This is a genomic window from Leifsonia sp. NPDC014704 (genome assembly GCF_043083605.1).
GTDB lineage: Bacteria > Actinomycetota > Actinomycetes > Actinomycetales > Microbacteriaceae > Leifsonia.
Genome location: NZ_JBIBYW010000004.1, coordinates 18115 through 30428 on the forward strand (window position 1 = coordinate 18115; position 12314 = coordinate 30428).

Genomic DNA, 12314 nt, shown 5'->3' on the forward strand with positions numbered 1-12314 from the left:
GTCGATCAGTTGTGGGCGGTGTGTTCGTGTCGGACGTGGCTCGGCGGCTCGAACTGGAACGTTGAGTGCTCGATGCTCACGTCGAAGTGTTCGGCTACACAGTTCTGCAGCTTATCGAGCAGCTCCGGCAGACGACCGTTCTCGAACGTTTCTGGGTCGACGATGACGTGAGCGGTCAAGACCGGCAGGCCCGTCGCGATCTGCGACGCGTGAAGGTCATGAACTTCTTGAACCTCGGGCACGTCGAGAATGTGCTGTCGCACCTTGTCCAGGTCAAGCCCCGGAGGGGTGGACTCGAGCAGGACACTGGTGGTCTCCTTCAGCAGCTTGAATGCGCGGGGGAGGATGAGAACACCGATCAGCATGGCGGCTACCGCATCGGCGCCACCCCACCCGGTTGTCGCGATCAGGATCGCGGCCACGATCACCGCAACCGAGCCCAGTGCGTCGTTCATGACCTCAAGGAAGGCAGCACGGAGGTTGAAGTTCTCGGCACGGCTGGAGGACAACACGATTAGGGACGCGATGTTTCCGACAAGGCCGATGACGCCGAAGATGAGCAACGCGGTGGAGGGAATTTCTGGCGGCTCTAGCAGCCGCCGGACGCCCTCGACGATGACAAAGATGCCGACGGCCAGCAGCACAGCCGACTGGGCCGTGGCCGCGAGGACTTCCGCGCGGCGGTATCCCCAGGTGCGTTTGGCTGTCGCCGGGCGCGTGCTCAGGAACGAAGCCACCAACGCCATCGCTAAGCCTCCAGCGTCGGTGAGCATGTGACCCGCGTCCACAAGCAGGGCGAGCGAACCGGTCAGGATGGTGCCGAACACTTCTGCCAACAGAATCGTGAAGGTGATTCCGAACGCGATGCTGATGCGCACTCGGTGCCGTTTCGCGGATTCCCCGAAGGCCTCAATGGACGACGTGTGGTCGTGTCCGCTCATCTTCACCTCGTTCGCTGGTCGCGCCGGTGCGCGCTTCGCACTCACAATACATCATCACATTTACATGTTTGAATATTTACGGCAATCGATAAGCGTTATGAGAAGCATTCTCGGCTCGTCTGGTTGAATTGGAGCATGACGACCGAGATTGCCCTGGATGCTGCGGCCGCCGCCGCCCTCGCGGAAGTTCTGCAAGGGCTCGCCTCACCGACCCGATTACTGATCGTCGCACGGCTACGGCGCGGACCAATCGGGGTGACTGCGCTCGCTCAGGATCTCGGGCTCAGCCAGGCAACGGTGTCCAACCATCTCCGGGTTTTGCGTCACGCAAAGCTGGTCGACGGCAACCGTGATGGTCGGTCGGTGATCTATTCGCTGTACGACGACCACGTGGCGTCTTTCATTGATCAGGCGATCAGCCACCTCAGCCACACGCATCCGTGATTGGTTAGTCGCCGAAGAGTTCGCCCAGCCAGCCGCCGCGACGCTTGCTGTTGCCGTACTGCTGTTGGGAACCGTGGCCACCGCGCGAGCCGTGCCCGGATGAGTCGTGCCCGGCCCCGTGCTTGTCGTATCCGCCTTGGGGATAAGGCTGTTGTGGGAGTGGAACAGGGCCGTACGCTTCGGGCGCCTGACCGAGTGATCGGTCGATGATTTTGTCGAGTTCGCCGCGGTCGAGCCAGACTCCGCGGCAGTCGGGGCAATAGTCGATTTCGATGCCGGAACGATCGGCAAGTACCAGTGTTGCGCCGTCAACGGGGCATTTCATGATGCTGTCTCCTTCGGTTGGCGAGCGAGCGTAAGGAGGGTGTCTGGGAGACTGCTGATCGTGAGAACTTTCTCAGCCGACCACAGAACCGCCTGCTAACCTGCAGTGGAAACTGCGTCATATGGGGCGCTTACTCGGTGCCAGGAGGTGAAGGTGAACACGACAGCGGTTGCTTCGCGTCGTGACCTTCGTCGCTGGCTGATCGTCCTCGTGACCGTGTTGACCGCCGCCGTATCCCTGCTTCTCGCGCACACCTACGAATCGCAGCACAGCGGAGTCGGGTCCACCGTGAGCGCGACACCTGCCACAGCTGATCCGCAAGCCCCCGCGACTGCCCAACAGGACCTGATGCCACCTGCCGAGGACGGCACGCCGGGCGTCAGCCTCCTCGACGTGGGCTGCATCCTGGCTGTGCTCGTGGCGGCGGTCGCGATGGCAATCGGTGGCCCGGTTCTCTTGCGCACCTTTGCAGCACCCGGGCCCCGAGTATTTGCATTCCTGCGCGCTCTCGCGGCCCGCCCGACGGATGGGCCATCGTTGATTTCTTTGTCGGTCAGCCGGACGTAGGGGGCCGGTCTTCGGAGACCCGCGAGACACGGGTTGCCAGACACACCGCTTCCCCTCAACCCTCCCGATCGACCTGGACGCCCTCCGGCGCAGCCGATTCGACTGACCCCCCCCCTTTTCTCACATGCGCAAACACTCTCGGCGCGCGCTGACCCGGCGCGCATCCTACGTTCCCTCTACCCCCACCGCCGGAACCCGTCAGACCGCGCGTCCCGGCGGCGCACGCCGCACCGCGATCCTCGCGGAGCGGAACCGAACTTGGCGGACACCCCGACGGCGCCACGCTGCGACCAACTTCGGCCGCGTGCTGACGGCGGCTGCATTCGCTCTGTCCTTGTTCGTCGCGACCACGTTCCCGGCAAACGCTTTCGGCACTGACGTGGCGCAGATGACGTTCACCTCGACAAGAGCACCCGGATCACAAGAACTGACGTCCGCCGGCGCTGGAGTAGTCACCGTCGCTCGGGACACGGCGACCGCCACAAGCGAAGACGAGCTTCGGAAACAGGCTCAGCTTGACCCTGCCGGCGTGCGTGTTTCCAATTCCACCGGGCCCATCCAATGGCCATTCCCCGGCGACACCCCGATTAGCGATGACTTCGGCGCCCGATCGGCACCGTGTTCGGGGTGTTCGAGCAACCACAAGGGGCTCGATATGACACCGGGCGGCGGGACCCCGATCGGCGCGATCGCGGACGGGATAGTGCGCTCCGCCGAGGAGTCGGATGTCGGATTCGGAGTGAACGTTGTCGTCGACCACCGGGTGAACGGGGAACGATTTACCAGCCTGTACGCGCACATGCAGTTCGGTTCGCTCGCGGTAACGGCAGGGCAGCCCATCAAGGTCGGACAGCTGATTGGGCGGGTCGGCACCACGGGGGCGAGTACCGGCAACCATCTCCACTTGGAAATTTGGGGGCCCAACGACGAACCATTCGATCCCTTCTCGTGGCTCCGTGCCCGAGTCAAATGACCTGGAGAACCGACGTGCCTACTCGCCAGACGTCCGAGAAGATTCCCGGTGAACGTCGCCGTGTTTGGATCAACCTGATCGTGATCGGTCTGGTCATCGTCATCGGGTTGATCGTCGTCTTCGTCGCACGCGCCCAAAGCGCTGCCGAACAAGCCCGCGAACCGCAAATGGTCAGATCTGACAGCCATCGTCTGCAAGAGGCGCCAAACGCGAAAGTCACCATCGTCGAATTCCTTGACTTCGAGTGCGAAGCCTGCGGGGCGGCGTACCCATTCGTGGAACAACTGCGCAAGCAGTACAACGGCCGCGTCACCTTTATCACCCGGTACTTCCCAATCCCCAGCCACACCAACGCGATGAACGCCGCGCTGACCGCCGAAGCCGCTGCACGTCAGGGAAGATTCGAGCAGATGTACAACGAGCTGTTCCAAAGTCAGAAGACCTGGGCAGAGAAGCAGGACTCCCAGGCCCCGTATTTGCGAACCCTCGCCAAACGGATCGGGCTCGACATGGCCAAGTACGACCGCGACATCACTGACCCAGCCGTTCGGCAACGGGTCGAAAAGGACCAGAAGGACGGCACCGACCTTGGGGTCGCTGGCACCCCGACGTTCTTCCTCAACGGCAAGAAACTTGCCCTTACCTCAGGACAGGACTTCATCAACGCAATCGACTCGGCGCTGCGAAAATGAAAACTCGTACAGCACGGTTCGCCAGTACAGTCGTGGCTGGCCTGGCGCTCGGCGTGATGGTGTCGCTCCTGGCCGGGTGTGCCGTAGGAAGCGGAACCGATGAAGCGGCAAAGTCCGGTGCCGGCTACATTTCCGGCAACGGCACCATCACCGAATGGCCGCCCACCGCGCGCGGAAAACCTGCCACCTTCGTGGCGGAGAAGACGACCACTGGTGAGGCAATCCGCGCCGACACGTACCGAGGGCAAGTGCTCGTCCTCAACTTCTGGTACGCCGGCTGCCCGCCGTGTCGCGCCGAAGCCCGCGACCTCGAAGCAGTCCGTCAGACCTACTTCGGAAAAGGTGTCTCCTTCCTGGGCGTGAACCTCTACGACACAGCGGCGACGATCAACTCGTTCAACACGAAATACGGCGTCACCTACCCGTCACTCATGGACACAGATGGGGGAGTAATGCTCGACTTTGCTGGCAATTTCTCGCCCCGTTCGGTCCCCACCACCCTCGTACTCGACCCCCAAGGTCGAGTGGCCGCCCGAATCCTGGGCAGGATCGAGAGCCAGACCACGTTAGAAGCCCTGATCGAGGCGGCACAAGCTGGGCCCACCATCAGCGAGCTGGAACAACAGGTTACGGGTCGATCGCGATGAACGGGACCGTCTGGGCCGAGCTCACCCAATTCACACTGTGGGGCGCCCAGTTCGTACTGGCGGTCTGCTACGGCTACCTCGGCCTCAGCAGACTGTTCGCCCCAAACGAACGACTGCGGGATGGCGAACGAACCCCGTTGCCTGCACGCCTGCTCGGCGGTGCGGAATTGGTCGGTGCGATCGCGCTGATCTTCCCGGTGCTGTTCGAGACCGGGGAGGCGCTGGTGCCCATCGCCGCCGGCTGCCTGGCAGCGGCGACAATCCTGGATCTGACGTTTCGATGGCGGAGGCAACGAGCGTGGGTGGCCATCGGAACACTGCTGCTCGCGGCGGTATCCGTATTGATCGTCATCCTCCGGGCGGGCGTGGCACCCCGATGAGTCGCCCGGTGTTTGCTCGTGCGGCCAACCGTCCTCACCGCGACCACAAACCGCAGTCCTCGCCCAGCTGGGTTGCGGCCACGGTCGTCGCCACTCAAATCACCCTGGGGTGTATCGGGGTCCTTGCGGCAACGACCTGCGCGAGCTTGCTCGTAGTGCTAACACAGTCCGACAGTTTCACTAAGGTCTTTGTCGCCACAACTGCCGTACTCGTTCCTGCCCTCCTAGCAGGAACGATCGCGCTGTACCTTTCCGCGGTATTGGGTTTTATTACCGCCCGGTTGCTGATTCGTCTGGCGCGCCAGACCCGGGCGGATGAACGTGCGTTCATCCGCCGCGCAAGACACCAGTTGCGTACTCCACTGACCGGGCTCAACACGCGGCTCCAACTGCTCGAGCGTGCCGACGGGATGGGCGCGGTAGTGGCAGAACTCCGGCACGACACTGACCTTCTGATTGAAGCGGTGGACGAAGTCCTCCGTGATAGCGACCCCCGACCGCCCCGCACTCACTTCAAACCCTGATGGAGAAACTCACATGACTTTGAGACCACGACACCACCGTCTGACGTCAGCCCTCGCCTTGTCCCTCGCCGCTGGGATCGCCCTCTCTGGGTGCTCGGTCGGCAACGTTGTCAGGCAACAGGCGGCCACGGCTGCTTGCTCGCTTATCACCCCAGTCATCGACCAGGTCACTACCGACGTGCAGGACGCGGTGGGCACCAGCGGCGTCGACCCGGCACAAGCTGTGGCGAAGCTGAAAGCAGCGCGGACTGTGTTGCAGGGCATCAGTACCCAGGTCACCGAAGGTGCCCAGCTAGGCGACGTGCAGGCCGCCGTAAGCACGCTGGACAAACTCATTCCGCTGGTCGAGTCCGCGGCTACAGGCTCTGCGGATACTGCCGCAATCGCGAAGTTGCAGAAGCAGCTCACCGCCGAGATCACCACACTGACGAAGGTGTGCTGACCCGTGAACACACAGACCAGCATGCAATCCTCGATCCCTCTGCCCAAGCACGATTCGCCGCCGATGACGAGCCGGTGGCGGATGGCACGATGGGCGATGATCGTGTTCATAGCGGCCATCTCGATCGATCAGGCGTCGAAATTGTGGGCGCTGGACACCCTGGCCTACGGCGCAACCGTGCCGCTGTTCCTGCCGACCCTTTCCTTGCGTTTAGCGTTGAATCCCGGGGTTGCGTTCAGCTTGGGCGCCTCGTCCGGACCCCTGCTCGCCGCGGGAATCTTCGTCCTCCTGGTCGCACTCACCGGATGGGTCACCTGGAAGATCCGCCGCCACGACCGGCTGCTCGGAGTGATTCTGCTTTCTGTGGTAGCGGCTGGCGGCTGGGGTAACATGATCGACCGGATCTTCCGCGCCCAGAACGGCTTGCTCTCCGGCCATGTTGTGGATTTCATCGCCGTCGACTGGTTCGCGGTGTTCAATCTCGCCGACGTACTTGCAGTCGGCGGGATCGGCGTCTGGATCCTGACCACTCTTCTCGAGCGGCCTGCCGACCGCGCCATCGCGACCCATGGATAAGAGCGCCACCTTCACCTGCTGGGCGCGGCACACCCGTCAGACAGTCACCCACCGATGGGCGTGATTTTCCCCGAGATTGTTTTCAGCGGTCAGTTACTTCTGGCCATTCCGGTCGCCGTGCTCGCCGGGTTGATCTCCTTTGCATCACCGTGCGTGCTGCCCCTTGTTCCCGGGTACCTCGCCTACGTTGGTGGCGTCTCCACCGCCGACCGCACCCATCGGAGCCGACGCACCGTGCTCGGCGTCAGCCTCTTCGTGCTGGGATTCGCGGCCGTGTTCGTCGCCTATGGTGCCCTGTTCGGCGCGTTGGGGGCCTGGCTGACCCGATGGCAGGATCTCCTCATCCGGGTCCTGGGTGTCGTGGTCATCCTGATGGGCTTCATTTTCACCGGCGTGTTCCGTCGCTTCCAACAAACGTGGAAACTTCCGATTCGTCCCCTCACCGGTCTTGGCGGGGCACCGGTCCTCGGTGTCGTGTTTGGTTTGGGTTGGACTCCCTGTATGGGTCCAACTCTCGCTGCAGTGCTCTCGCTCAGTTTGTCCAGCGAGTCGGCGCTGCGGGGGGCCGTCCTGACCGGGTTCTACGCGCTCGGGCTCGGGATTCCCTTCGTATTGGTGGCGCTCGGTTTGGGGTGGATCTCAACCGGGGTCGGGTTTCTGCGTCGACACGTTCGCGCGATCAACGTGGCCGGCGGTGTGGCAATGATCGGCATTGGGGGGCTGATGGTCACCGGAATGTGGACGGCCATCATCTACCAGTTGCAGTTCCTCATCGGGGGCGTTCAGCTGCCGGTCTAACCTGACGAATTTCGGCACGGTGCTGCGTGTCAAAGACCGTGGGTTCTGTCATGGTTGAAGCCCGCAGCCGGTCAGTAGGAATGGGGGGAGGTTCAATGGTCAACACTGTGGGTGCGGTCGGACAAGCGGCCATGTTAGTGGCGATCCCGGTCGCTGCCGCGATCGTTGGTTCGATCGTTGCAGTCGTGCGGCCGCCCGGTCCTAAGCTGACTAGCGCCATCCAGCATTTCGCCGCCGGTGTCGTTCTTTCAGCGCTAGCTGGTGAAGTGTTGCCAGACCTGCGGACCGAGGGAAACCTACCGTGGGCGATCGCCGGGTTTGTGGTCGGAACAGCGGTTATGCTCGCCCTCGGATCCCTTAGCCGCACAATCGAACGCAAGCAATCCGCCGGACCCACTCTGCCGGTGGCGTTCCTGATCGTGATCGGAATCGATCTGCTTCTGGACGGACTGCTGGTCGGGCTGGGGTCCAGCCTCGGTGCTAGGCAAGGACTCATCCTCACCATCGCGCTCACGATTGAAATCCTCTTTATCGGCCTCTCGGTCACGATTGCGCTCACCCAAACCGGCCTCAGCAAGATACGGGCCGTCGTGATAACGGCCGGCCTCGGACTGACAACTGCGGTCGGTGCGATTGGAGGGGCTGCGATCCTAGGCGGGGCAACCCGGGCAGTCCTAGCGTTCGTCCTCGCGTTCGGAGCCTCAGCGCTCCTCTACCTTGTCGTCGAGGAGCTCCTCACCGAAGCGCACGAGCAGGCTGAGACGGTCGGACTGGCCGCAATGTTCTTCCTCGGCTTCCTGACGATCTACATTCTCGCCGCCATTTAACCTTCCTAGCGCTGGGCACAATGGTCGCCTGTTAGTTCACCTGTCGGTTCGCGGGTCCGTGACCCACGGGAAGGCTGCCGACCGACGTCGGGCGGCGGCGAGGACGCCGACGATCGTGAACATCCAGATAGTCCAGAGCCGATGGAGAACGCGGCTCCGGGGTTGTTGACAAACGACAGAGACAGCAAGCCCCCGATCAGCGAGACGCGGCCGCCGGGCTGCAGCTGGGCCGTCACGAGTACCCGTGTGCCCCTGGTCGAAGATCAGGGCACAGCCTAGCGACGGCAACGGCGATGCCAAAGGCATGCGGACGCGTCCTGCTCCTCCGGACGGGAGACAACTCATCGAGCGCGTACACAGCTTCCACGGTGCGCTGCCCGATGCCCAGCGGTCACGAGGTTGCCTTCCGGGTGCGCGCCGCACGGAGGCCGTTGAGGATCACGATGACCTCCGCCATCTCGTGGACCAGGACGACGGCGGCGAGCCCGAGGACGCCGAACAGCGCCAGCGGGAGCAGGGCGGTGATGATCAGCAAGGACAGGATGATGTTTTGGTTGATGATGCGGCGTCCGCGGCGGGCGTGGTCGAACGCGCGCGGGATGAGCCGCAGATCATGCCCGGTGAAGGCGACATCGGCTGACTCGATCGCGGCGTCGGAGCCGGTCGCTCCCATCGCGATGCCGATATCGGCGGCGGCGAGAGCGGGGGCGTCGTTGATGCCGTCGCCGATCATCGCGACCGATCCTGCCTGGGACAGCTCGCCGATCGCCGCGGCCTTGTCCTCGGGGCGGAGCTCTGCGCGCACGTCGCCGATACCGGCTTGCGCGGCGAGAGCGCGCGCGGTGCGGGCGTTGTCGCCGGTCAGCATGGTCACGCCGGCACCCTGGGCCGCGAGGGTGCGCACGACCTCCGGTATCTCGGGGCGCAGCTCGTCTCGGACGCCGATCGCGGCGACCGATGTCCCGTCACAGTGCACGATCACGACGGTCATACCCTGCTCCTCTAGGCTCGTGACCTGGCTCCCGAGGCTCTCGGCGTTGATCCAGCGGGGGCTGCCAACGGTGATCCGTGCGCCGTCGACGGTGCCTTCGATGCCGTGCCCGGCCTGCTCGGTCACATCGAGGGCCGCAGGGACACCGGGGGCGGCTGCGGTGATCGCAGCGGCGAGCGGATGGGTGCTGTGCTGCTCCAGCGCAGCCGCCCACTCCAACGCCTGGCGTTCGGTGACGCCGTCGGCCGTGAGGACCGCCGTAACGGCCGGCTGGTTGCGGGTGAGGGTGCCGGTCTTGTCGACGGCGACGTACCGGATCGTCCCGAAACGTTCGAAGGCTGCGCCGGATTTGATGATCACGCCAAATTTGCTGGCCGCGCCGATCGCGGCGACGACCGTGAGCGGTACTGAGATCGCCAGGGCACACGGCGACGCGGCGACGAGCACGACCAGAGCCCGGGTGATCCATAGCTCCGGGTGACCGAGCAGGGAGCCGATCAGCGCGACCAGGGCCGCGAGGATCAGCACGCCGGGGACCAGGGGGCGGGCGATCCGGTCCGCGAGACGCGCGCGGTCGCCCTTCTCGGCCTGGGCCTGCTCGACCAGCTCCACGATCGTGGTCAGCGAGTTGTCTGTCCCCGCCGCAGAGACCTGAACTTCGAGCGCCCCGGCGGTGTTGATCGCACCGGCGGAGACCGCGTCTCCGGGTTCGACCTCGACCGGGATCGACTCGCCGGTGATCGCGGAGGTGTCCAGGCTGGAACGGCCCGAGCGGACGATCCCGTCGGTCGCGATCCGCTCCCCGGGGCGGACAAGCATAATCTGGCCGACGGTGAGGTCCTTCGCCGCGATCTCGACCGAGGCCCCGTCGCGTCGCACCGTCGCCGTCTCCGGGACGAGCTTCAACAGTGCGCGCAGGCCGCCGCGGGCGCGGTCCATCGCCTTGTCTTCGAGTGCTTCGGCGATCGAGTACAGGAACGCTAGCGCAGCCGCTTCCTCGACGTAACCGAGGATCACTGCGCCGACCGCGCTGATCGTCATCAGCAGACCAATGCCGAGCTTGCCCTTGAACAGCTTCCGGATCGCCCCAGGGGTGAATGTCGACGCGCCGAGCAGTAGGCCTGCCCAGAACAACACCAGAGCTGTGAGTTCCGCGCCGGACCACTCGCAGATCAGCCCGGCGATGAATGCGATACCGGAGAAGACCGGGGCCAGGATCTCGCGATCCTTCCACCACGCCCGGCCTTGGTCCTCGTCATCGTCGATGTCGACCGCATCCACCTGAGACCCCGACACGGCGCTCACGCGCTCTCCCCAGTTCCGCAGCAACCCGACACCGTACACAAAACGTCCATGCACGGTGCGTTCTCGTCCACCGCCAGCGTCACATCCACAAGGGTCGTGAGCGCCGCAGCCAAATGCGGGTCTGCGATCTCGTACCGGGTCTGCCTGCCTTCGGGTTCGGCGACTACGATCCCGCAATCGCGCAAGCAGCTCAAATGGTTCGAGACATTGGAACGGGTCAGCCCCAGCTCGCGCGAAAGCACGGCCGGGTAGCTCGGGCCATTGAGCAGAGACATCAGAATCCGGGATCGCGTCGGATCCGCCATGGCCCGGCCCAACCGGTTCATCACGTCGAGGCGCGAGGCAATAGTCAGCATGCGATGACTATACAGTGAATGATGACCTATTTTCGAAGCGGGAGGCCGCAATGGGGGTCGACTCGATTTTCGCGGCTACCGTTGTCGTGGTCACCATCGTTGGGTTTGGCCAGTGAGCTTCGAGAGCTCGGGCTCGCTATCGATCGGAGTGGCCGCTCCCGGCTTCGGTCGTCCCGGATACCGATCACCCTCCAGCAGCTGCTCCGCATGTTAAACATTGATGATTCGCGGCCGATTGCTCGTCAGATCTAGCTACTGATTCATATCCTCGCCGCAGTCATCAGACTGCTCTAGTCCTCTCGGCTGTTGCGCATTCCCGATCCGAAACCCCCAGGCAGGGCGCTGAGACGGTCGTAGGGTGAGCATCATGGGTTCGCGTACCGAAATCATCACTGAGGAATCGGTCTATGGCACCGTCCTCGTCAGCGGTCTCGTCGTCGCCTCGGGAACCCAACAGGCAAGCGCCTGGACTACGTTCTCAACTGTCGCCGCAACCGTCGTGATCTTTTGGGGGCTCACGTCTACGCCGGCACCGTTGCGGGTCACGGGGTCGCCGAGGGGGACAAAACGACACTGGGAACCGCGTTGCGGCAGTCACTGCGCCGCTCGGTCGGGTTCCTCATTTCTGCCGTGCCGCCGTTGATCGTACTGCTCTTAGGGGCGCTTCGTATCGTGCCCGACCAGGCCGCCCTCTGGGCTGCGCTCTGGCTCGGGGTGGTCATCCTCGGAGTGCTCGGCTACTCAGCGTTCGCTTTGCGACGCAGCAGCTGGCCGATCCGCATTTTCGGCTGCTTGGGGACCGCAGCGTTCGGTGTCGTCATGATCGTGCTTAAGGCGGTCATCCACTAGTACCGCCCAACACCCGGCCTACTCGCATCTGACGGAACACACGGTACCTGACTGGATAACGGGGTGTATCGCATCCCTGTCAGCTTGCTGTTTCACCGGTATAGCGGCGCGCCCGACGACTGCGCGTGGGGCAGGGTTCGAATCGTCCGAACCTCGCAGAGCGACTTTGATCAGGAGCGACGACGTTCGATCAGCACTGTGTCTCTCCACTTGCCGGCCCAAGGTCCATAGGGCATAAGGGCGATGCGTTCCCGGGTGCCGATGCGCCGAAACCCCGCCCGGTCATGGAGAGCGAGACTTGCAGCGTTCTCCGGAAAGATGCTCGACTGGATTGTCCAGATATCAGCAGCGTCGCACGCGTCGATGAGCGAGGCGAGGAGTGCGCGGCCTACGCCTTTTCCCTGCGCCGCACCAGCGACATAGACGGAGTGCTCGACGACGCCGCGATAGACCGGCCGTGCGGATGTGGGAGAGACGGCAGCCCACCCCAGAACGGTGGGGCTGTTGTCGACGGCGACGAGGCGAGCGACGGCGAGCTTGCTGGCGTCGAAGTTCTCCCAGCTCGGAGGCTGGGCCTCGAACGTGGCGTTGCCGGTGGCGATGCCTTCACGGTAGATGGTCTCGACTGCTGGCCAATCAGCGTGAGCAAGGGGCCGGATCGTGATCAGGGTCATGGT

Annotated in this window: 17 protein-coding genes; 12 read left to right on the forward strand and 5 right to left on the reverse strand. The window is 63.9% G+C overall.

What is annotated here, in order from left to right:
* Nucleotides 1–5 precede the first annotated feature (5 nt).
* Nucleotides 6–941, reverse strand: coding sequence for a cation diffusion facilitator family transporter (locus tag ACF1AJ_RS19830; protein ID WP_121264412.1), 936 nt, complete (start codon nt 939–941; stop codon nt 6–8).
* Nucleotides 942–1076: 135 nt separating this feature from the next.
* Here ACF1AJ_RS19830 and ACF1AJ_RS19835 point away from each other — a divergent pair, with 135 nt between their 5' ends.
* Nucleotides 1077–1385 (forward strand): metalloregulator ArsR/SmtB family transcription factor, encoded by a 309-nt coding sequence (locus ACF1AJ_RS19835; protein WP_121264407.1) that lies wholly within the window; start codon nt 1077–1079, stop codon nt 1383–1385.
* A gap of 4 nt (nt 1386–1389) precedes the next feature.
* Here ACF1AJ_RS19835 and ACF1AJ_RS19840 read toward each other — a convergent pair whose 3' ends face one another.
* Nucleotides 1390–1710, reverse strand: a complete 321-nt coding sequence (locus ACF1AJ_RS19840) for a zf-TFIIB domain-containing protein (RefSeq protein WP_121264404.1) — start codon at nt 1708–1710, stop codon at nt 1390–1392.
* 153 nt (nt 1711–1863) lie between these two features.
* On the opposite strand from ACF1AJ_RS19840, the gene ACF1AJ_RS19845 reads away from it, so the two are divergent.
* The 10 genes from ACF1AJ_RS19845 to ACF1AJ_RS19890 all read left to right on the forward strand — a co-directional run bounded on the left by ACF1AJ_RS19845 (nt 1864) and on the right by ACF1AJ_RS19890 (nt 8136).
* Nucleotides 1864–2277, forward strand: a complete 414-nt coding sequence (locus ACF1AJ_RS19845) for a hypothetical protein (protein WP_391508828.1) — start codon at nt 1864–1866, stop codon at nt 2275–2277.
* A gap of 334 nt (nt 2278–2611) precedes the next feature.
* Nucleotides 2612–3250, forward strand: coding sequence for a M23 family metallopeptidase (locus ACF1AJ_RS19850; RefSeq protein ID WP_183080105.1), 639 nt, complete (start codon nt 2612–2614; stop codon nt 3248–3250).
* Nucleotides 3247–3942, forward strand: coding sequence for a DsbA family protein (locus ACF1AJ_RS19855; RefSeq protein ID WP_391508829.1), 696 nt, complete (start codon nt 3247–3249; stop codon nt 3940–3942). Before ACF1AJ_RS19850 ends, ACF1AJ_RS19855 begins: the two co-directional genes overlap by 4 nt.
* Before the next feature lie 32 nt (nt 3943–3974).
* Complete coding sequence (locus ACF1AJ_RS19860) at nt 3975–4589, forward strand: TlpA family protein disulfide reductase (protein WP_391508830.1); 615 nt, start codon at nt 3975–3977, stop codon at nt 4587–4589.
* Nucleotides 4586–4969, forward strand: coding sequence for a DoxX family protein (locus tag ACF1AJ_RS19865; RefSeq protein ID WP_121264592.1), 384 nt, complete (start codon nt 4586–4588; stop codon nt 4967–4969). The genes ACF1AJ_RS19860 and ACF1AJ_RS19865 overlap by 4 nt, the downstream gene beginning before the upstream one ends.
* A 155-nt stretch (nt 4970–5124) precedes the next feature.
* Nucleotides 5125–5493 carry a histidine kinase dimerization/phospho-acceptor domain-containing protein gene (locus ACF1AJ_RS19870; RefSeq protein WP_147440241.1) on the forward strand — a complete coding sequence of 123 codons (369 nt, stop codon included), beginning with the start codon at nt 5125–5127 and terminating at the stop codon, nt 5491–5493.
* A 178-nt stretch (nt 5494–5671) separates the two neighbouring features.
* Nucleotides 5672–5935 (forward strand): hypothetical protein, encoded by a 264-nt coding sequence (locus tag ACF1AJ_RS19875; RefSeq protein ID WP_147440240.1) that lies wholly within the window; start codon nt 5672–5674, stop codon nt 5933–5935.
* Between the two features lie 3 nt (nt 5936–5938).
* Nucleotides 5939–6511, forward strand: a complete 573-nt coding sequence (lspA, locus tag ACF1AJ_RS19880) for a signal peptidase II (RefSeq protein WP_147440239.1) — start codon at nt 5939–5941, stop codon at nt 6509–6511.
* Between the two features lie 54 nt (nt 6512–6565).
* Nucleotides 6566–7309 (forward strand): cytochrome c biogenesis protein CcdA, encoded by a 744-nt coding sequence (locus ACF1AJ_RS19885; RefSeq protein WP_121264582.1) that lies wholly within the window; start codon nt 6566–6568, stop codon nt 7307–7309.
* A gap of 95 nt (nt 7310–7404) precedes the next feature.
* Entirely contained in the window at nt 7405–8136 is a 732-nt protein-coding gene (locus ACF1AJ_RS19890; protein ID WP_121264579.1) for a ZIP family metal transporter, read from the forward strand.
* Between the two features lie 391 nt (nt 8137–8527).
* Here the strand turns inward: ACF1AJ_RS19890 and ACF1AJ_RS19895 are convergent, their stop codons facing one another.
* Together ACF1AJ_RS19895 and ACF1AJ_RS19900 are read right to left on the reverse strand one after the other, a co-directional pair.
* Nucleotides 8528–10432, reverse strand: a complete 1905-nt coding sequence (locus ACF1AJ_RS19895; RefSeq protein WP_391508831.1) for a heavy metal translocating P-type ATPase — start codon at nt 10430–10432, stop codon at nt 8528–8530.
* Nucleotides 10429–10788: a metalloregulator ArsR/SmtB family transcription factor gene (locus tag ACF1AJ_RS19900; RefSeq protein WP_121264573.1), complete on the reverse strand. Its 360-nt coding sequence runs from the start codon at nt 10786–10788 to the stop codon at nt 10429–10431. The genes ACF1AJ_RS19895 and ACF1AJ_RS19900 overlap by 4 nt, the downstream gene beginning before the upstream one ends.
* A gap of 672 nt (nt 10789–11460) precedes the next feature.
* Between ACF1AJ_RS19900 and ACF1AJ_RS19905 the strand changes: the two genes are divergently transcribed.
* Nucleotides 11461–11637, forward strand: coding sequence for a hypothetical protein (locus tag ACF1AJ_RS19905; protein ID WP_391508832.1), 177 nt, complete (start codon nt 11461–11463; stop codon nt 11635–11637).
* A gap of 170 nt (nt 11638–11807) precedes the next feature.
* On the opposite strand, the gene ACF1AJ_RS19910 is transcribed toward ACF1AJ_RS19905, so the two are convergent.
* On the reverse strand, nt 11808–12311 hold the full coding sequence (locus ACF1AJ_RS19910; protein WP_121264567.1) for a GNAT family N-acetyltransferase: 504 nt from the start codon (nt 12309–12311) through the stop codon (nt 11808–11810).
* Nucleotides 12312–12314: the final 3 nt, after the last annotated feature.